General features: G+C 54.7%; 15 protein-coding genes. 7 read left to right on the top strand and 8 right to left on the bottom strand.

Going from position 1 to position 19,248, the window contains the following annotated elements; all coding sequences use genetic code 11:
- Positions 1–670: 670 nt before the first annotated feature.
- The 5 genes from HX803_RS16015 to HX803_RS15995 all read right to left on the bottom strand — a co-directional run bounded on the left by HX803_RS16015 (position 671) and on the right by HX803_RS15995 (position 7,291).
- A complete protein-coding gene (locus HX803_RS16015) occupies positions 671–2,092 on the bottom strand; it encodes an efflux transporter outer membrane subunit (RefSeq protein ID WP_016978944.1) in 1,422 nt (473 codons plus the stop codon).
- Positions 2,085–5,264: an efflux RND transporter permease subunit gene (locus HX803_RS16010; RefSeq protein ID WP_016978943.1), complete on the bottom strand. Its 3,180-nt coding sequence runs from the start codon at positions 5,262–5,264 to the stop codon at positions 2,085–2,087. The genes HX803_RS16015 and HX803_RS16010 overlap by 8 nt, the downstream gene beginning before the upstream one ends.
- 18 nt (positions 5,265–5,282) lie before the next feature.
- Positions 5,283–6,437, bottom strand: a complete 1,155-nt coding sequence (locus tag HX803_RS16005; protein ID WP_025999954.1) for an efflux RND transporter periplasmic adaptor subunit — start codon at positions 6,435–6,437, stop codon at positions 5,283–5,285.
- A gap of 45 nt (positions 6,438–6,482) precedes the next feature.
- Entirely contained in the window at positions 6,483–6,716 is a 234-nt protein-coding gene (locus tag HX803_RS16000; RefSeq protein WP_177075501.1) for a hypothetical protein, read from the bottom strand.
- Positions 6,717–6,850: 134 nt separating this feature from the next.
- Positions 6,851–7,291 carry a carboxymuconolactone decarboxylase family protein gene (locus HX803_RS15995; RefSeq protein WP_016970277.1) on the bottom strand — a complete coding sequence of 147 codons (441 nt, stop codon included), beginning with the start codon at positions 7,289–7,291 and terminating at the stop codon, positions 6,851–6,853.
- A 107-nt stretch (positions 7,292–7,398) separates the two neighbouring features.
- Here HX803_RS15995 and HX803_RS15990 point away from each other — a divergent pair, with 107 nt between their 5' ends.
- Positions 7,399–8,319 (top strand): LysR substrate-binding domain-containing protein, encoded by a 921-nt coding sequence (locus HX803_RS15990; protein WP_016970278.1) that lies wholly within the window; start codon positions 7,399–7,401, stop codon positions 8,317–8,319.
- An 8-nt stretch (positions 8,320–8,327) separates the two neighbouring features.
- On the opposite strand, the gene HX803_RS15985 is transcribed toward HX803_RS15990, so the two are convergent.
- Positions 8,328–9,734, bottom strand: a complete 1,407-nt coding sequence (locus HX803_RS15985; protein ID WP_025999953.1) for a PLP-dependent aminotransferase family protein — start codon at positions 9,732–9,734, stop codon at positions 8,328–8,330.
- Between the two features lie 123 nt (positions 9,735–9,857).
- On the opposite strand from HX803_RS15985, the gene HX803_RS15980 reads away from it, so the two are divergent.
- The 6 genes from HX803_RS15980 to tnpB all read left to right on the top strand — a co-directional run bounded on the left by HX803_RS15980 (position 9,858) and on the right by tnpB (position 13,870).
- On the top strand, positions 9,858–10,289 hold the full coding sequence (locus HX803_RS15980; RefSeq protein ID WP_016970280.1) for a cupin domain-containing protein: 432 nt from the start codon (positions 9,858–9,860) through the stop codon (positions 10,287–10,289).
- A 4-nt stretch (positions 10,290–10,293) separates the two neighbouring features.
- Entirely contained in the window at positions 10,294–10,752 is a 459-nt protein-coding gene (locus tag HX803_RS15975; RefSeq protein WP_016970281.1) for a carboxymuconolactone decarboxylase family protein, read from the top strand.
- Between the two features lie 11 nt (positions 10,753–10,763).
- Positions 10,764–11,672, top strand: a complete 909-nt coding sequence (locus tag HX803_RS15970; protein WP_016978940.1) for an NAD(P)-dependent oxidoreductase — start codon at positions 10,764–10,766, stop codon at positions 11,670–11,672.
- A gap of 216 nt (positions 11,673–11,888) precedes the next feature.
- A protein-coding gene (locus HX803_RS15965) for an IS3 family transposase (RefSeq protein WP_085984534.1) occupies positions 11,889–13,261 on the top strand; the annotation gives its coding sequence in 2 pieces (ribosomal slippage) (positions 11,889–12,360 and positions 12,360–13,261; 1,374 coding nt in all).
- Positions 13,262–13,301: 40 nt separating this feature from the next.
- On the top strand, positions 13,302–13,661 hold the full coding sequence (locus HX803_RS15960; RefSeq protein WP_157787154.1) for a transposase: 360 nt from the start codon (positions 13,302–13,304) through the stop codon (positions 13,659–13,661).
- The gene (tnpB, locus tag HX803_RS15955; RefSeq protein WP_016978937.1) at positions 13,658–13,870 is read left to right on the top strand and encodes an IS66 family insertion sequence element accessory protein TnpB; all 213 of its coding nucleotides are present in this window, start codon (positions 13,658–13,660) and stop codon (positions 13,868–13,870) included. The genes HX803_RS15960 and tnpB overlap by 4 nt, the downstream gene beginning before the upstream one ends.
- Before the next feature lie 777 nt (positions 13,871–14,647).
- Here tnpB and HX803_RS15950 read toward each other — a convergent pair.
- The gene (locus HX803_RS15950; protein ID WP_016978936.1) at positions 14,648–16,072 is read right to left on the bottom strand and encodes an efflux transporter outer membrane subunit; all 1,425 of its coding nucleotides are present in this window, start codon (positions 16,070–16,072) and stop codon (positions 14,648–14,650) included.
- On the bottom strand, positions 16,065–19,244 hold the full coding sequence (locus tag HX803_RS15945; RefSeq protein ID WP_016978935.1) for an efflux RND transporter permease subunit: 3,180 nt from the start codon (positions 19,242–19,244) through the stop codon (positions 16,065–16,067). Before HX803_RS15945 ends, HX803_RS15950 begins: the two co-directional genes overlap by 8 nt.
- Positions 19,245–19,248: the final 4 nt, after the last annotated feature.

Genomic DNA, 19,248 nt, shown 5'->3' with positions numbered 1-19,248 from the left:
CAAATTCAAATTTTGAGGATTTTTTTGCTGTGTGCTTAAGGTGTAAACCAGGCGTACATCCGTGCGCAACCGCGAGCGAGGCTAGCGGAAGCAGGTTGTTGTGAGGGGGGGCGTAGCGCTAAGGCGGCGTAGGCTGCCAGTAGATCGTTTGGAGTACAGTCATGCTGATGTTCCTGTAGCTCAAAGGGTATGCGGAGTAGAAGTATACAATGAAGCCATCGTCGATTGCGACCCGCTGGCAGGCTCTGCATGAGCTACGTCAGATACAGGCTTATTCAATGGGTATACCTGCGGGCAAGGCTTTGTTTTCCAACCGTTTTTTTCTGAGCTGGTCTGCGTGCTGAGAGGTGAGTTGGCCAGACGGTTACGTTTCCGCAACGGAATATCTGCGTTCAATGACTTGCCTGACGGCTTCTGCTTTGAATTCCGGCATGAATCGTTAAGCGCTCTAAACTTCCTCCTATGCTCAAAGCGTAGGCTAGAAATGTCTATAATGTCGGGGGGACAGTGCAATGAGCTTGCAGCATATCTAAAAAAACCGAGGCGATTCAATTGAAGTTAATGAAAGCCTTATATCAAGTGTAGGCGCACGCGCGGCTAAGGATACGTGGACTGCAGCCCGGAATGGTGTCGACGCACCCGGGCTGCATACTGGTTTACATCAGTGACACTAGCTCTTTTTGACGTTCCAAGACCAACCTCCAGCTATCGAGATGAACAAATTCACTGCAGCAGCTGCATTCCTCGCCTGACTGGAGGTCTGCTCTATTTGTGCGCTGTATAGCTCACGCTGAACATCCAATCGCTCGGATAATTCGATAGCGCCAGCCCGATATTTGTCACCAGCGAGATCCGAGGCCCGTTTCAATTCAACGGCAGCGCTAGTCAAGCGGGCATCTTCATCCTTAATCCGTGAGAAGCCTACGATTGCATTTTCCACGTCCTCAAGAGCCATCAACACGGTTTGTTGGTAATTCGCCAGCCGACCGGCTGCTTCAGCGTCCGCGGCCTCGATTCGACTCTTCACTCGCCCCGCGTCGAGAAACGACCAGTCAATACCAAGCAAGGTTAGGTTGGACTCTGCGGAGTTAGAGTAGAGCGAACTTCCGTTAAAAGCATACGTACCGATAGCGGCTCCTAGGGTAACCCTTGGGAACAGATCGGCAGTGGTTACCCCGATCTGTGCTGTAGCGGCGTGTAGAGTATGTTCGGCCGAAGCGACGTCAGGACGCCTGCGGATGACGTTCGCTGGGGTATCTGCTTTTATTGCCTCAGGCACTGACGGCATAGCAGCCTCACCTGGCAATAACGAATCATACGAAGCAGGACTCATACCAGTCAGAACTGCAAGCCTGTGCTTATCGATGGCGATTTTCACCTCGAACTGTGGAATGCGCGCAAGGGTAGTATCCAACTGAGCCTGCGCTCTAGACAGCTCGTAAGATGATCCCCGCCCTGCATCCAACCGTCCCTTAACGATATCCAAAGTTTGTCGCTGACTTACTGCGTTAGCCTTCGACAGTTCGAGCATCCGTTGGGCCGCACGCAAATCTATATAAGTCGTGGCTACATTGCTTACCACCACGACCTGAATTGCCTTGAGATCACTCGCCTTGGCTTCCACCTCCGATCGCTTCGACTCCAATGACCGCCTTACTCGGCCAAAGAAATCTAGCTCCCAACTAAGTGAGGCTTTGTGGGAGTAAACATCATTACTGCGGGAGGTCCCGTTGGCTTCATCTGAGCTCAGTCGCTGATGCCCCGCATCTGCTGACATTGTGACGGTTGGTATATGGTCAAACTTGGCGGCGCGTAATAGAGCATTTGCCGCATCAAAGTTCGCTAACGCCGTGCGAAGGTCGTAGTTCTGAGACAAAGCTTGCTCCACCAGTTCAGTCAACTGGGGGTCATTGAATTGCCTCCAGAACTGGTAGTCTGCGGCCTCATCGCGCGAGGCCACGTTCGGACCGCTTATATTTGTAAAGGACTGTGGCAAAGCAGTAGTTTCGGGCCGGGAGAAATCTGGCCCCACGGTGCATCCGGCTAACAACACTAACAGCACTGGGAGTGAGTAGCTTTTGAGATTAACCATGAGTGAGGCTCTCCTTCTCATGTGCCGCCATGCTTGATGGGTGGTCAGGAATAGTTGCACCAAGCTTCCTCATCGCCACATAGAACACTGGGGTCAGGAAAAGGCCGAAAATGGTCACACCCAGCATCCCACCGAAAACAGTTACGCCTGTCGCGTGACGAACTTCGCTACCTGCTCCGGCCCCGATTAAGAGCGGTACGGTGCCGGCAATGAACGCGATCGATGTCATGACGATGGGTCGCAAGCGCAGTCGACATGCTTCTAGCGCCGCTTCGATGGTCCCACGTCCCTGCATTTCCAGCTCGCGAGCAAATTCGACGATCAAAATCGCGTTCTTGCATGCCAGCCCCATTAGTACTACTAGGCCGACTTGGACGAAGACGTTGTTATCTCCACCCGCAAGCCAGACGCCTACAAGTGCAGCGAACATACAGACCGGCACAATCAGAATGACTGCTAATGGCAACGTCCAGCTTTCGTATAGTGCAGCCAGCACCAGGAATGCAAGCAATACTGCAATGGGGAACACAATGATGGCTGTGTTGCTCTGGGTTACTTGCTGATAGCTGAGGTCCGTCCACTCTAGGTCGATGCCTCGAGGTAAGGTGCGAACGGCGATTTCTTCAAGCTTCTTGATAACGTCGCCGGATGACATGACTTTGGGATCTGCATCGCCAATCAAATCAGCTGCGGGGAAACCGTTGAAGCGCATGACCGGGTCGGGCCCAAACGTCGAGGAAATATTAACTACTGCGCTCAGTGGCACCATGCCCCCTTGAGCATTACGAACGCGAAGGTTACCGACGTCTTCAGCGGTTTGTCGGAAGCTGGAATCGGCCTGAGCAACGACGCGGTAGACCCGTCCAAACATGTTGAAGTCATTTACGTAAACGGATCCCAGATAGGTCTGAAGAGTGTCAAAAATTGCAGGCAGCTCTAAGCCCTGAGCTTGAGCTTTAACGCGATCAACCTTCACCTCCAATTGAGGGATATTGGATTGGTAGGAACTGACTGGGAAAGTCATGCCCGGAGTGCTAGCTACTTCAGCTTGAAATTTATCCAGCGCCTCCTGCAGCGCGGCATACCCTAGGCCACCACGGTCCGTCAGGAACAGCGAATATCCCGAACCATTACCTAAACCCTGGATTGGCGGGGGCAATAGCGCATAGGCGGCACCGTCTTTGATCGCTGCAAACTTTGTGTTCAGTTCCGCGTTGATGTCCTCTGCGCTTCGTGTGCGCTCACTGAAAGGCTTGAGGAGGACATAGGACGTTACCAGGTTCGGCGTTGCAGTATTCTGCAGCGCGTTGGAGCCAACATACGAGTTGGCATAGTCCACTCCATCAACAGTCATAGCGATTGCAGCCATCTCTCGGGCCACAGCGTCAGAGCGAGAGAGCGATGCTCCGGGAGGTAGAGTCGCACCTGCAAAGAGATAAAGCTTGTCCTGATTGGGAATGAAGCCAGTCGGGATTGTGTTGAAGAGCAGTCCAGTCACACCTAAAAGTGCGGCGTAAACAACGAAAACTGGTCCTTTGCGCGGAAGCAACCTGGCGATGCTGCTCTCATAACGCTCCGAGCTGTGATTGAAAAATCGATTGAACGGCCGCAGCAGCCAACCCAAAGAAAAATCCATCCATCGGGTCAGCCTATCTTTCGGGCTATCGTGATGGCGCAACAGCTTGGCTGCGAGTGCTGGGGAAAGGGTCAGGGAGTTGACCGTCGATATCACCGTTGAAATTGCGATGGTGACAGCGAACTGCTTGTAGAACTGGCCTGTCACTCCGCTCATGAATGCCATGGGTATGAAGACTGCACACAGAACTAGGCCGATCGCCAGAATCGGACCCGAAACCTCCCGCATAGCTTGGTGCGCGGCTTGTAGCGGCGTCTGGCCAAGCTCGATATTTCGCTCAACGTTTTCGACTACCACGATTGCGTCGTCGACGACGATGCCAATCGCCAAAACCATGCCAAACAGTGTGAGTGTGTTAATTGAGTAGCCGAACAGGTACAAGAAGGCGAAGGTGCCAACGATCGACACAGGCACAGCGATCAATGGAATGATCGAGGCTCGCCACGTTTGCAGGAAGATTACTACTACCAAAACGATCAGGATCATGGCCTCGAACAGCGTGTGCTGTACCGCGCTAATCGAGTCGCGTACGAACAAAGTTGGGTCCCAAACACTCACGTATTTGACCCCCTCTGGGAAGTCTTTCGACAACGCGTCAAGTTTCGAGTAGACCTTGTTGGCGACGTCAATTGCGTTAGCTCCAGGCGTCAAGAATATTCCGACTGCAACCTCTTCATTTTTCCCCCGGAATACTCGCATCGTGTAATCGCCAGAATCCACTTGAATACGTGCGACATCGGAGAGCCGAGAAATCTGGCCATCACGTCCTGATTTCAGGACGATATCGGAAAACTCCTGCTCCGTTTTCAGCCTGCCCTGGACGTTGATGGAAATCAGAAAATCCGTATTTTGTGGAGAAGGTTCAGCACCGAGTTGCCCCGCTGAGACCTGGACGTTCTGCTGGCGAATGGCATTGATCGCGTCTTGAGCAGTGATGCCGCGTGTTGCGAGCTTATTTGGATCAAGCCAGATCCGCATTGCATAATCACCGGAGCCATAAAGCACAACATCGCCAATCCCCGGGATACGAGCCAGCTCATCCTTCACATGTAGGCGGAGATAATTTCGCAGATACAGAGCGTCGTATTTCTCACTGCTGGAATACATGTCCACGTACATTAGCGGTGTCGGAGATTGTTTCTGCGTAGTTATGCCGTATTGGCGCACCGATTCGGGCAGACGTGAAAGAGCCTGGCTTACCCTGTTCTGGACGCGCACAGCGGCCGTGTCAGGGTCCACCTTTGAATTGAAGGTGACGACAACCTGCAGCGTGCCATCGGAACTGGCAACCGATTTCAGGTACACCATGTCCTCCACACCATTGATGGCTTCCTCCAGCGGCACCGCCACCGATTCCGCGATCTCTTTGGGGTTAGCACCTGGATATGTCGCCTTGACCACCACGGTCGGCGGAACAACTTCTGGGTATTCGCCAACCGGCAACAGCGGGATTGCTATCAACCCAGCTGCGAAAATAACGATCGACAGGACAATCGCGAAGATTGGCCTGTCAATAAAGAATTTTGAGAAATCCATGGGGCTGGCCTTTGCAGTTTATTTCGAGCTTTCGTTGGCACTAGAAATTTTTATGCCGATATTTTCGGGACCAAGTAAATTGGGAGAGACAGGTGTTCCGGTTGCATAAATCTGTTGAAGGCCGGAAACCACCACTCGATCAGTCTTTTCTAGACCGGCGGTGATAACACGCTTATGCCCAACTAGCTTTCCAAGCTCGACATAGCGCTTCTCGGCTTTATTGTCGTCGCTCAATGTATAGACGTATTTCTTATCTTGATCACTCAAGATCGCTCGCTCGGGCACCAACGCCATCTCTTCAGAGCCGCCAACGGAAAGCTCGACTTTGGCGTAAAGGCCAGGTGTCAACATTCTGTCTGGATTTTTCAAAGTCGCTCGGGCTCGGATAGTACCGGTGGCGGAATCAACTTGATTATCGACAAACGTGAGGTCGCCTTCATACGGGTAGTTCTCATCGCTTGTCAGACCAATGCGCACGCTGGTTGTCTGAGACGCTTTAAGCCGCTTCTGGTAACTCAAGAAGCTCTGCTCATCTGGATCAAAATAAACATAGACAGGGTCTTGAGAAACTACAGACGTTAAAACTGACTGGTCGGCGACCGCCAAATTCCCTACTGTCAGCTGTGCTCGGCTCGTGCGCCCGTTAATAGGCGAACGGACCTCGGTGAACTCAAGATCCAAGGTTGCAGTTGTTACTGCGGCTTCAGCAGCATGCACTTCTGCGACGCCTTGCTCATAGGCTGCAAGCTTCTGCTCAGCTTCTTCCGTGGAAATGGCATTAGTTTTGACGAGCTGTTGAGCTCGATGATTCTGCTGCTTCGCAAAAGCGAGGGAGGCGCGGGACTGCTCCAATCGAGCTTGGGCACTGGCCAATGCGGCTCGATATGGTCGCTGGTCAACGATGAAAAGAAGGTCCCCTTTTTTTACTTCGCTTCCTTCTTGGTACGCGACCTTAGTGATATAACCACTGACGTGAGGGAGGATCGAAACCGTCTCCACAGCTCCAACACGGCCATTAAATTTATCCCATGGTTTTACTTGCTGGACGGTTACGCTGACCACATCAACAGCCGGAGAGGCTGCTAGTAGTTTTGATTCAGCTTCTTTATTACAACCACTGATAAGCAGAAAAGTGGCAGCTAAACTAGTAGCTGCGACTGAGGAGGCACGCACGGAGTTTTCCTTTTTTACATCGATAGGGTGATCAAAAATTTAAAATTACTCAGCAGAGCTTCCTTCACGCTGGCTGCTTGCGCTGCTAGCATTCTTGGTCAATTCTTTAGAAACTTTCAGTTCACGCTTTTCGCGATCCGCCCGAACTTTCGCGTGTTGAGCGAAAGTGGCTTTGTTTTGCTCTTTGAAGCGCTCTGCGGCTTCTGCACCGTCTGATGCGTGTGCAAACACTGGCAGCGCCAAGACAACAACAGCGAATGTTTTAGCAATAATTTGCATAATAACTCAATAAAAATTTTGCTCACAGAAGTACGCAAAATCAAAAAAATTATGTTATAGAAAGTGTTTGATAGCTATTGGCAGGAAGGAAAGTTATCGTGAACTACCAAACACCCTAAATTTTGGAGAGGGTATTACTTCGGCTGCATGGCGAAGCCGACGCCGAAACGGTTCCAAGCGTTGATAGCTGCAATCACAAACGTCAACTCTGACAACTCCTGCTCGTTGAAGTGAGCGGCCACCTCATCGTAAATCTCGTCGGGCGCATGCTTTTCCGCGACAAGGGTGAGTGTTTCGGTCCACAGCAGTGCAGCGCGCTCGCGGGCATCGAAGAAAGGAGTCTCTTTCCAGGCACTCACTGCCATCAGGCGGCGTGTGGTTTCACCTGCTTTCGAAGCATCGGCAGTGTGCATATCGATGCAGTAGGCGCAGCTGTTGATCTGCGAAGCGCGAATCCGAACCAATTCTCGCAACGACGCTGGCAGTATAGATTGGGAGACCGCCTTTTCCAGACCCATCATGGCTTTCATTGCCTGAGGGGCAGCTTCATAGTAATTGATACGTTTGTTGCTCATAATATACTCCAGTTATCCGCCACATCGATGGCATAGGGAAAGTTTAGTAAAACCATGATCTCGGATAAACTAGGTAAAATCGTTTTATTTGTACGGATGGACAGACAATGGCGCTAGATCGACTGGCAGCGATGCGAGCGTTCTGCCGCATAATAGAGGTTGGAAGCTTCAGTGGAGCAGCAGACTCCTTGTCCCTTGCCAAGACGACCATTTCGGGTCAGGTGCTGGCCCTGGAAACTCTGCTTGGTGTCAAGCTCTTGCACCGCACCACCCGAAAGGTATCCTCGACACCAGAGGGTGCTGCCTACTACGTAAGAGCGCGAGCGGTGATAGACGATGTAGACGAACTGGAGGCGTCGACATCACAGAGCCGATATGTCGTGAGGGGCCGAGTGCGTGTCGAGATGGCGTCTCCCGTTGGGATCTTCTTCTTAATCCCTGCACTCTCGAATTTCGCTTCAGAGTTTCCCGAGATTCGCCTCGATATAGGCTGTAGCGAACGTGTCGTCGATTTGGTCCAAGAAGGCGTAGACTGCGCCATCCGAGCTGGAATGATTATGGACCAGGATCTCGTATCTCGCGCGATTGGGCAGATGAGATTCTGTTTTTGCGCCTCTCCAACATACTTAGCTGGCGTTGGTCCTATCCAGAGTCCGGCAGAGTTGCCACATCACAAGCACTTGGGCTTCAAGTTTCCGGCGACAGATAAGCGTTTTATCCCAACTCTTACGCGGGGAGACGAAAGCTTCACCCTAGATCACCAACCATCCATGTATTTCAACAATGGCAGCGCAACAGCCGCCGCAGCCGTCGCGGGACTGGGTATCGCATTTCTCCCCACCGCTGAGGCCGTCCCTCACTTCAATACTGGGGCCCTGGTAAGAGTGCTGGCTGACTGGCATATGACTAGCATGCCTATATCGATAGTGTACCCTTACACCCGGCATCTCTCTGCTAGAGTTCGTGCGTTTACCGATTGGGTGACCACGCTTATGGCCAACGACCCATTATGGTCGCTATCGGAATGAACGTGAGCTCAAGTGTGGCGACGAATGAGTTCACTGAGTCGATCGCAAGACACTTTTAAGTGTCGGTTCGAGCTGGTTGTAATGCCGAGCATTAAAGCTGCCTCAGCACGCTCTGGACATGAGTACCAAGGGCTAAGGGCTCCTGGAGACATCCCAAAGATTGATGCCTCCCGAGCGATTTTAAGATCTGGAGACCCTGTTGGCAGTTTCAGTAGCACAGCTAAGCCTGCGGTGGAGATCTCAGCACGTACGTCGCTGTTGGCAATTGTTTTCAGCAGCTCATCTCTTTGGGTGCAGTAAAGCCTTTTGGCCCGACGCAGATGTCGGAGGTAATGGCCTTGGTGGATGAATTTCGCCGTGGCGAGCTGGACGGCGGGTCCTGGTGCTGGGCTAAGACATGTAGCAATTTCACTCAATCTCGGAGCCAAAGTTGGAGGCGCTACCACGAATCCCAAGCGAATCGTTGGGCTCAACGTTTTGCTGAAGGAGCCGATGTGAATGACACGGCCATCGCGGTCCAGCGAAGCGAGCGCAGAAGCGGCTCGGCTCTCCAGCTGCAGCTCGCTTAGGTAGTCATCTTCAATGATCCAACCACCAGATTCTGTTGCCCACCTCAGCAGACTCAGGCGTCTAGCTAAGGAAAGCGTCATACCCAAAGGAGCCTGCTGGCCAGGGGTCAATAGCGCCAATGCGACATCACTTTCGAGCTTCCTCGCCTGTTCGACATCTAGGCCTTCCGAATCTACTGGGATGGCAATGGGCTTAAGACCGGCAAGCTCTAAACCTTTTCGAGAAAATGGGAAACATGGGTCCTCAATCCAGGCGCTACGGCCTCTTAGATCCAGCGCTTGTAATGCCAAACCTAACCCCCCGGCAAAGCCGTTGGTAATGATGATCTGAGATGGAAGACACTCGATGCCTCGAGCAATGGCAAGGTATGCCGCGATCACCCGTCGTAATTCGAACTCACCGCGTGGATCCGGGTACAGGGCCGAACCGCGACGCTCTGAGTGCATTGCATGGGACCGAATTTGACTGAACAGCTTCGCAGGTACGGTTTCATGAGCCGGAACACCTAACTGGAAGATGGCCGGACCTGCCGTAAACTCCTTGTAGAGTTCCATGAACCCTGTATCGGGCGGCTGTATAGTTTCCTTCAAAAGAATAGCCGGGCGATCAGAAACCCTCGTTCCAGCACTTCTGGATGCAACCACCAACTGTGCATCCATTAGCATTTCATACGCAGCGCGCACTGTGCCTCGCGACACCCCAAGCTGCGCTGCTAGGTCAACCCAAGAGGGAAGCCGTGCACCTGGAGACAATACTCCTGACTCAATGGCTTTTGTGATTGATCGCTGGATTTGCTCGGTCAGTGGTGTGCGTATGGTTCGGTCGAGCTGAAAATTTAGAGTCATGCGTTCCGTTCCGTTAGACCTGGGAGGTCGGCGTGGTACAAAAAAATAATGCTTTTTTGGGGCTTTTTCATACACCAGCTAGTGTGAATACTGAGCTTCCACCCAGTCCATGAGGACGCAATAATGAAGCATTTCAATCTCACAGTTGCTCTTTTCAGTGGCGTTTTGCTCATAAGCGCGATGTCGGCTCAAGCGCATGGCCAGAGTGAAGTGGTGAAGCCAAACTTTGAGCACGCCATACCGAATATTCCAGGAAAATCGCTGGTCGCAGTTGAGGTTGAATACGCCCCAGGAGCTGCCTCGCCATCCCATGTTCATGCGAAATCCGCTTTCATCTACGCCTACGTAGTGTCGGGGTCGATCGAGTCGCAGGTGAATGACGGACCTAAACAGATCTTTAAAGCAGGCGAAAGCTGGTTTGAAAATCCAGGCTCGCGTCATCCTGTGAGCCGGAACGCAAGCAAGACCGAACCGGCCAAACTACTTGCGGTATTCGTCGTTGACTCCAATGACAAAGCGCTCACAACCCCCGTTAAAAACCAGGGTGAGGAGTAACCTCATGACTAGGCGGCTCGACTACAACCAACTCGCCCCTGCAGGAGTGAAAGCGCTGGGCAGTGTCTACGGCTACGTCATGCAAAGTGGCTTGGATGAGGTACTTGTTGATCTGGTCTATCTGCGCGTTTCGCAAATCAACAACTGCGCTTACTGCTTGGATATGCATACCCGCGACCTGATCAAAAAAAGCGTTAAGGTCGAAAAAATAGCGTTAGTCCAAGCGTGGACTGAGGCAGGTAATCTTTTCGACACCCGTGAGCAAGCAGCTCTAGCGTGGGCTGAGCAGGTCACTAAGGTCGCAGACACGGGGGTTTCTGACTCTGCATATGTTGCAGTAAGGAAAGTGTTTGAGGAGCGTGAGCTGGTGGATCTCACAATCGCTGTCAGCTTGATGAATTCCTACAACAGAATGGCTATTAGCTTCCGGAACATACCGCAAGCCTTGCTGGACCATCACTGAGGATACGAACTATGAAAATCTTGATCGCTGGAGCAACTGGCGCTGTAGGTGTCCCACTGACTCGGCTGCTTTGCGCAGCTGGTCATGAAGTTACTGGCATCACCCGAGCAGGTGCTGGGGTAGATATTCTTCGAGGGATCGGCGCAAAACCCGTCGTCGCTGATGTATTTAACACGGAATCAGTGCGTGACGCTATCCGGGACGCCAAGCCTGACGTAGTCATTGACCAATTGACTCTCCTCCCTGCAGATCCTGCCGAACTCATTAAGTACATGCCGAATGACACTCGGCTGCATCAAATAGGTGGGAAGAATTTGCTCTCTGCAGCTGAAGAGTTTGGGGTTAAGCGTTACATCATGCAATCGCGCGGGTTCTATCTCCAAGCGGCAGAAGGCGAGTTAGCTGCTGAAGACGCCAAGTTGTGCATTGATGCACCTGGCGTCGTTGGAGAAAGTGCAAGAACCTTTCAGGCATATGAAGACGAGATTTTGGCAAGCCAAGCTCTGACCGGGGTAGTGCTGCGGTACGGATTCTTCTACGGACCTGGTACTTGGTACCACCCGACAGGCGCTATTGCAGAGCAAGCGAGGAAGGGTGAGTCGGTGATCATCGGCCGAGGGAACGGTGTGTGGTCATTTGTTCACCTGGATGATGCAATCGAAGCGACCGTGGCAGCGCTACACAGTGAGTGCGGAGTATACAATATCGTCGATGATAACCCACTCCCAGTTAGTGAGTGGCTACCGGCGTTCAGTAAGTGGGTGGGAGCGCCATTACCTGGCTCCATAACAGCAGAACAAGCCTTGCGCACCGTTGGCTCAGAAGCTTTATTCTACAATGAAGCAATTCGTGGTGCCTCAAATTTGCGCGCTAAAGAGCTGCTGGATTTCAAGCCTAGACGTTTGCTGTGGCTCCAGTAACTCCCGAAATTTCATATGTCAAAGCAGTTAATTAATGCAGATAAGTCATGCGATTGATTTCAATCCACACGTTTGTATAAGGTAAATGGTCTATTTAGTACGCTGCCGCGTAAGCGCCCGGCCAACTCACCTTCCTGGCCCCGACGCCAAAGGCGATGGTGTCCACCTAAAAAATGAACTGACCCCCAAAGATTGGACACAACCTTTGGGGGGGTCATGGGTAAATACACAGAGCAAGTAAAACTGGTAGCGGTGCAGGACTATTGTTCCGGTGGCGCGGGTTTGAGGGATGTGGCACACCGTCACAATGTGGATTTTTCATCCCTTCGCCAGTGGGTTGCGGCCTATCAGGTGCATGGCGCTGCCGGGCTGAAACAGAAAAAGCTGCAGCGCTATAGCAACGACTTCAAACTGTCTGTTTTGAAACGTATGCGTAAGGAACAGCTGTCCTATCGGCAGACGGCGGCCTTGTTCGACATCCGCAGGTTCGGCATCATCGGCCTCTGGGAGCGCCGCTATGATGAGGGCGGTTTTGATGCCCTTACCAAGCAGCCTAATAGAGCCGGACGTCCGAAAAAAATGCCAACCACCATTCCTCCTGTTCAACCCGACTCACCCGATGATGAGTCGCGCTCACGCGATGATCTGCTTGCCGAGGTAAAGCAGTTGCGGATGGAAAACGACTACCTAAAAAAGCTCGATGCCTTGGTTCAGGAGAAGAAACGAGTAGCGCAGCAGAAAAAGCGCGAATCGTAATTGGACTGAGGCCGCGGCACTCTCTCGAAAGCCTGCTGAAGTTCGCCGGTTTGGCACGCAGCACCTTTTACTATCAGCAAAAGGCGCTGCAAGCGGCTGATAAGCACGCTGAGCTGAAAGACAAGATTCGTTCGACGTTCGATGAGCATAAGGGCCGGTATGGCTACCGCCGGATAACGGCTGCGGTACGAAGCGCTGGTCATCTCGTCAATCACAAGACGGTTCAGCGACTGATGGCGCAGCTTCAACTAAAGAGCTTGGTGCGCGTGAAGAAATACCGAGCCTACAAGGGTGAGGTAGGCAAGGCAGCGCCAAATCTTTTGAAGCGTGAGTTCGAAGCTCCGTCACCCAATCAAAAGTGGGTAACCGACGTTACAGAGTTCAAAGTTGGAGGCCAGAAGCTTTATCTGTCGCCCGTTTTGGATCTGTACAACGGCGAAATCATTTCCTATGAGGTTGCCAGAAGGCCGCTGTTCGATATGGTCGGGAAGATGCTCAAAGGTGCATTCAAGCGACTTCAGCCGCATGAAAAACCGGTTTTGCACTCAGACCAGGGCTGGCAGTATCGAATGCCCATTTACCTGCGGGCTCTCAAAAAAAGCTCCGTGACGCCGAGCATGTCGCGCAAGGGTAACTGCTACGACAATGCGGCCATGGAGAGTTTTTTCGGCACACTGAAGTCAGAATTTTTTTATCTGAATAAATTTAACGACCTTGATGAGCTTCACGCTGGCATCGACGAGTACATCCAGTATTACAATCACTCGCGTATCAGACTGAAGCTAAACGGCCTGAGTCCTGTTGAATACAGAACTCAGGCCGCTCAGGCATAGATGGGTAAACGTCCAGCTTTGTGGGGTCAGTTCAAAATACGTGGACACCATCGCCCTTAATTCAAGGAACACCACGCGTCAGCGCACCCCTTATCCCAGACCCTTCAAGGCCCAATTTGTCCAGGAATGCCTGGGCCCCGATGTATCCATTGCCAGCGTGGCACTGCGGCACGGCATCAACTCTAATCTGGTTCGCAAGTGGATACCTATCTATCGTGACCAGCAGGCTTGCGCCTTGCCTGCATTTGTATCGTTGAAACTTGAGACCGCTGCGGCGACGCCTGCTCGGCAGGATGTAGCCCGCATCGATATTTCCTCCGGGCAGCGAACATTCACTGTGAACTGGCCGACCTCCGACCCGGACGGCTGCGCCCGCTTCATCAGCAGCCTCTCCCGATGATCCGCATCGACGCCATCTGGCTCGCCACCGAACCCATGGACATGCGCGCCGGTACGGACACAGCCCTTGCCCGCGTGGTCGCCGTATTCGGGGCTGCGAAGCCACACTGCGTTTATCTGTTCGCCAATCGCCGCGCCAATCGGATGAAGGTACTTGTGCACGACGGCGTGGGTACCCGACTGATTGTCCGGTTTCAATGGTTTGACTGACTGCTTTTGTGTTGAATTCTGGCACGAGTTAGGTGCAGGCCGAGCAGGCTATTGCGCATCACCTGATTCTCTCTGACCAGTGCCTTGGGCGATAGTTAACTGGCCTGAAGGCCTGGGTGTTGGGATAGCCGCAGTTGCCGTACATGACAGCGAACTGCAGGTTGGAGAGAGCCGCGCAGCGGCTTGACACTGCTGACGAATGCCTGTCCCAGTCAGGCAGCCAGGTATCCGATCCTGGGACATTGCGGGCAGATTCGGGCACCGGCTCGTCCCAGAACGCCACCAGCTTTGATTTAAACACTTTGAGTATGGCGTCGCCGTAGTGATTGATCGTCGTGGCCAGGGCGCTGAGGTCCACCGCTGGCAGGGGTGTGTCCCGCAACGTTCCCTGCACGCGTCTGATCAGCCTTGAGCAGGATGAGTTGCGAGCTTCGGGAAAACGATGCAACTGAAGATCGGACAGGTGGGTCTAGCGTTAGCCTTGCAGCGTATCCGGTTTTCTCGGCCAGAGGCTTTTAGTGGGCGTGTTCTGGCCCTTGAGCAGCAATGCGGCTGCTTGGATGTCGCGCGCCGCAGTACCAGTTCCTGTGACACCTACACGATGGGTGGGGCGCGGCGAACAGGAATCCGGCCTGTATTTGCTTAGTGCTGAAGGGGGCCCAAGGGGGCTGGCAGGGTGCTCATAAGGCCACGATCCTGGTTCGAGGAAAGTGGCCAGTGGGCTATAACGGCAGCTGCTGCGTTCGGTAGTTGGGTATCGCACGCAGAGCCGGTGGGTCAGTGCTGGCTTGGCAGGTACTGCGGCCAGCCGCCGGCTAGGGCGACGAACAGGTCCACGGCGCTGGAAGTGCTGCGAGCCTGGCTATCGGCTTGCGAGAGCTGGGCGTCGTACATCGAACGCTGTACATCCAGCAACTCGAACAACTCGATGGCACCGGCTTGGTAGCGGGCGTTGGAGAGAGTCGCGGCGGTTTTCCAATCGTTCGCCGCGCTTAGGCGCCGGGCATTTTCCTCCTTGTTTCTGGCAAACCGCGCCTGGGCATTGTCGACATCCTCCAGCGCCCCCAGCACGGTCTTCTGGTAGCTGGCCAGTTGGGCGGCGGCCTCTGCATCGGCGGCGGCGATACGGCTCCTGACCCGGCCGACATCGAGGAACGACCAGTCGATGCCCAGCAACGCTAGGTTCGATTCGCTGCCAGCGGCATATAGGCCACCACCGTGGAACGCGTAAGTGCCTAGGGCCGCCCCAAGGCTGACGCGGGGGAAAAGGTCGGCGGTGGCCACGCCGACCCGCGCGGTGGCGGCGTGCAACCGGTGCTCGGCGGCGGCGACATCCGGTCGGCGCCGGATGATCTCAGCAGGGGTGCCGGGCTCGATATCCTCCGGGATCGCTGGCATGTCGCTGTCTTGCTGCAACTGCGCATCCGGCGCTGTCGGTGTCAGCCCGGCAAGTACCGCCAGGCGGTGGCGATCCACCGCAATCCGCGCCTGCAACTGCGGGATGCGCGACAGCGTGGTCTCCAGTTGTGCCTGGGTCCGGGACAGGTCGTAGGTCGAGCTGCGCCCGGCATCCAGCCGGCCCTGCACGATAGCCAGCGTCTGCCGCTGGCTGTCGGCATTGGCCCTAGAGAGTCTGAGCATTTTCTGCGCGGCCCGTAGGTCGATATAGCTGTTGGCCACGTCGCTGACCACAGTGACCTGCATGGCTTGCAGTTCGTTGGCCCGGGCCGCGACCTCGGAGCGTTGTGATTCCACCGAGCGGCGTACCCGCCCTAGCAGGTCCAGTTCCCAGGTTAGCGAACTTTTGTTGCCATAGAGATCATGGCTGCGGGCCGCGTCATTGGCCTCGTCTTTGCTGACTCGCTGATGACCGGCCTGGGCCGTCATGGTGACCGTGGGAATCTCGTCGAATCGGACCTCGCGCAGCAACGCATTGGCCGCATCGTAGTGGGCCAGGGCCGTGCGCAGGTCGGGGTTGGCCGCTAGTGCGGCCTTTACCAACCCCGAGAGCTGCGGGTCGGCAAAGCGCTGCCAGAATGCATCGTCGGCTGCGGTGGTCGGTGCCTGCACTTTAGTCGAATTGTCCTCGTGGGCAAAGGCATTGGGTAGCTCCGGAAGCTTGGGCCGGTGAAAGTTGGGTCCCACCGTGCAGCTCTGCAGCAGGACCAGCAGCAGCGGCAGGACGCTATGCTTCTTAGCCATGGCTCGGTTCCTCCTCGGGATATGGCGTCAGGTTGGAAGGATGGTCGGGCAGGGTGGCGCCAAGCTTGCGCAGCACCACGTAGAATACCGGCGTCAGGAACAGGCCGAATAGTGTCACCCCGAGCATGCCGCAGAACACCGTGACACCGGTGACATGGCGTACCTCGCTGCCGGCACCGCTGCTGACCAGCAGGGGGACGGCGCCGGCGATGAAGGCCACCGAGGTCATTACGATCGGTCGCAGGCGCAGGTTACAGGCCTGCAGCGCTGCGGCAACGGTGTTCTGACCCTGCATCTCCAGTTCGCGGGCGAACTCGACGATCAGGATGGCGTTCTTGCAGGCTAAGCCCATTAGCACCAACAGACCCACCTGTACGAAGACGTTGTTGTCACCGCCCACCAGCCAGACGCCGCTGAGAGCCGCGAACATACAGACCGGTACGATCAGGATCACCGCGAGCGGTAACGTCCAGCTCTCATAGAGAGCAGCCAATACCAAGAAGGCCAGCAGCACCGCAATTGGGAAAACGATCACTGCTGTGTTGCGCTGGTTCACCTGCTGGTAGCTCAGGTCGGTCCACTCCAGTTCAATGCCTTTGGGCAGCGTAAGCGCGGCGATCTCCTGCAGCTTCTCGATGACTTCACCGGAGGACAATACGTGGGGGTCGGCGTCACCGATCAGGTCCGCTGCGGGAAAGCCGTTGTAACGCATCACTGGATCGGGGCCAAATGTTGGTACGATATCGACAACGGCGCTGATCGGTACCATCTCCCCGTGCACATTGCGCACCCGCAAGTTACCGATGTCGGCTGGGGTCTGGCGGAAGCGGCTGTCAGCTTGTGCCACTACCCGATACACGCGACCGAGTATGTTGAAGTCGTTGACGTAGACCGAGCCCAGATAGGTTTGCAGGGTCTCGAAGATTGCGGTCAACTCCACCCCCTGAGCCTGCGCCTTGGTGCGGTCCAGCTTTACTTCAAGTTGCGGAATGTTCGACTGATAGGAACTAACTGGAAAGGTCATTCCCGGCGTCCTGCTCACCTCTGCTTGGAATGCCTCCAGTGCTTTCTGTAGGGCCGCATAACCAAGTCCGCCGCGGTCTATCAGAAACAACGAATAGCCCGAGCCGTTGCCGAGGCCCTCGATCGGTGGCGGCAACAGTGCATAGGCACTGCCGTCCTTGATCTGAGCGAACTTTCGGTTGAGTTCGGCATTGATGTCCTCCGCAGTACGCTTACGCTCCGAGAACGGCTTGAGCAATATATAGGAAGACACTAGGTTGGGCGTTGTGGTGCTTTGTATCGCATTCATGCCAACGCTGGATTTGGTAAAGTCTACCCCGTCGACGGTCGAGGCTATTTCCGCCATTTCACGGGCGACCGCTTCAGAGCGGGCCAGCGAAGCCCCTGGAGGGAGCGTGGCGCCAGCGAATAGGTAAAGCTTGTCCTGGTTCGGGATGAAGCCGCTGGGGATTGCGTTGAACAGCGCACCGGTTGCGAGCAGCAATACAGCATAGATCGCGAACACCAGTCCGCGCCGTGGCAGGATTCGAGCAATGCAGCCCTCATAGCGGTGCGAACTGCGGTTGAAGAAACGGTTGAACGGGTGCAGCAGCCAGCCCAGGGCAACGTTCATCCAGCGCGTCAGGCGGTCCGGTGGTACGTCATGGCCACGTAGCAGCTTGGCTGCGAGTGCCGGCGACAAGGTCAACGAATTGATCGTAGAGATCACCGTCGAAATTGCGATGGTCACGGCGAACTGCTTGTAAAACTGACCGGTGACACCGCTCATGAACGCCATCGGAACGAACACCGCACACAACACCAGCCCGATGGCTAGGATCGGTCCCGAAACTTCGCGCATAGCCTGGTGGGCCGCCTTTAGTGGCTTGAAGCCCAATTCAATGTTACGTTCGACGTTCTCTACTACCACGATGGCATCGTCAACTACGATGCCGACCGCCAGCACCAACCCGAACAGCGTCAGCGTGTTGATCGAATATCCCAGCAGATAAAGGAACGCGAATGTACCTACGATCGACACCGGTACCGCAATTAGTGGGATTATCGATGCCCGCCAGGTCTGCAGGAACAGTACCACCACCAGCACGATCAGCATCATTGCTTCGAGCAGGGTATGCTGCACGGAGTTGATCGACTCGCGCACAAACACCGTGGGGTCCCAGACGCTCTTGTACTGCACACCTTCGGGAAAGTCCTTGGACAGGCTATCGAGTTTGGTGTACACCGCACTGGCCACTTCGAGGGCATTGGCACCTGGGGTGAGGAAGATGCCTACCGCTACTTCCTGTTCCTTGCCGCGGAACACGCGCATCGTGTAATCGCCCGAATCCAGCTGCACTCGTGCCACATCCGAGAGCCGGGTAACCTGGCCGTCGCTGCCGGTCTTGATTATGACGTCGCCGAATTCCTTCTCGGTCTTGAGGCGTCCCTGGACGTTGATGGAAATCAGGAATTCGTTATCCTGCGGCGATGGTTCAGCGCCCAGCTGACCGGCAGAAACCTGCACATTCTGCTGGCGGACCGCGTTAATTGCGTCCTGCGCAGTGAGGTCGCGCGCGGCCAGTTTGTTCGGATCCAGCCAGATGCGCATTGCATAGTCGCCGCCACCAAAGAGCATCACATCGCCGATGCCGGGGATGCGCGACAGTTCGTCCCTGACATTTAGGCGCAGGTAGTTGCGTAGGTATAATTCATCATACTTGTCGCTGTTCGAGAACAAGTCGATGTACATCAGTGGCGTCGGCGACTGTTTTTGGGTAGTGACACCATACTGGCGCACTGACTCGGGCAGGCGCGACAGTGCCTGGCTGACGCGGTTCTGCACCCGCACCGCGGCGGTATCCGGATCGACCTTGGCATTGAAGGTGGCGACCACCTGCAGGGTGCCGTTGGAGCTGGAGACGGACTTCATGTAGATCATGTCTTCTACGCCGGTGATCGCCTCTTCGAGGGGCACGGCGACCGAGTCGGCAATTTCCTTGGGATTGGCACCAGGGTAGGTGGCCTTCACTACCACGGTGGCGGGCACCACTTCGGGGTATTCACCCACCGGCAACAGCGGAATTGCCACCAAGCCCGCGGCAAAAATGATGATCGACAGGACTATCGCGAAGATCGGCCTGTCGATGAAAAACTTGGAAAAGTCCATGGCT

Origin of the sequence: Pseudomonas sp. P7548 (genome assembly GCF_013386585.1) — a bacterium.
GTDB lineage: Bacteria > Pseudomonadota > Gammaproteobacteria > Pseudomonadales > Pseudomonadaceae > Aquipseudomonas.
The sequence above is the reverse complement of the archived record's forward strand: the minus strand, read 5'-3'. Positions and strand labels throughout refer to the sequence as shown.

Excerpts from the sequence above, each read along its gene's own strand:
- HX803_RS15975 (WP_016970281.1), top strand. The coding sequence starts at position 10,294 with ATGACTAGGCGGCTCGACTACAACCAACTCGCCCCTGCAGGAGTGAAA.
- HX803_RS15950 (WP_016978936.1), bottom strand. The coding sequence starts at position 16,072 with ATGGCTAAGAAGCATAGCGTCCTGCCGCTGCTGCTGGTCCTGCTGCAG.
- HX803_RS15980 (WP_016970280.1), top strand. The coding sequence starts at position 9,858 with ATGAAGCATTTCAATCTCACAGTTGCTCTTTTCAGTGGCGTTTTGCTC.
- HX803_RS16010 (WP_016978943.1), bottom strand. The coding sequence starts at position 5,264 with ATGGATTTCTCAAAATTCTTTATTGACAGGCCAATCTTCGCGATTGTC.
- HX803_RS15985 (WP_025999953.1), bottom strand. The coding sequence starts at position 9,734 with ATGACTCTAAATTTTCAGCTCGACCGAACCATACGCACACCACTGACC.
- HX803_RS15990 (WP_016970278.1), top strand. The coding sequence starts at position 7,399 with ATGGCGCTAGATCGACTGGCAGCGATGCGAGCGTTCTGCCGCATAATA.
- HX803_RS15995 (WP_016970277.1), bottom strand. The coding sequence starts at position 7,291 with ATGAGCAACAAACGTATCAATTACTATGAAGCTGCCCCTCAGGCAATG.
- HX803_RS16015 (WP_016978944.1), bottom strand. The coding sequence starts at position 2,092 with ATGGTTAATCTCAAAAGCTACTCACTCCCAGTGCTGTTAGTGTTGTTA.
- HX803_RS16000 (WP_177075501.1), bottom strand. The coding sequence starts at position 6,716 with ATGCAAATTATTGCTAAAACATTCGCTGTTGTTGTCTTGGCGCTGCCA.
- HX803_RS15945 (WP_016978935.1), bottom strand. The coding sequence starts at position 19,244 with ATGGACTTTTCCAAGTTTTTCATCGACAGGCCGATCTTCGCGATAGTC.
- tnpB (WP_016978937.1), top strand. The coding sequence starts at position 13,658 with ATGATCCGCATCGACGCCATCTGGCTCGCCACCGAACCCATGGACATG.
- HX803_RS15970 (WP_016978940.1), top strand. The coding sequence starts at position 10,764 with ATGAAAATCTTGATCGCTGGAGCAACTGGCGCTGTAGGTGTCCCACTG.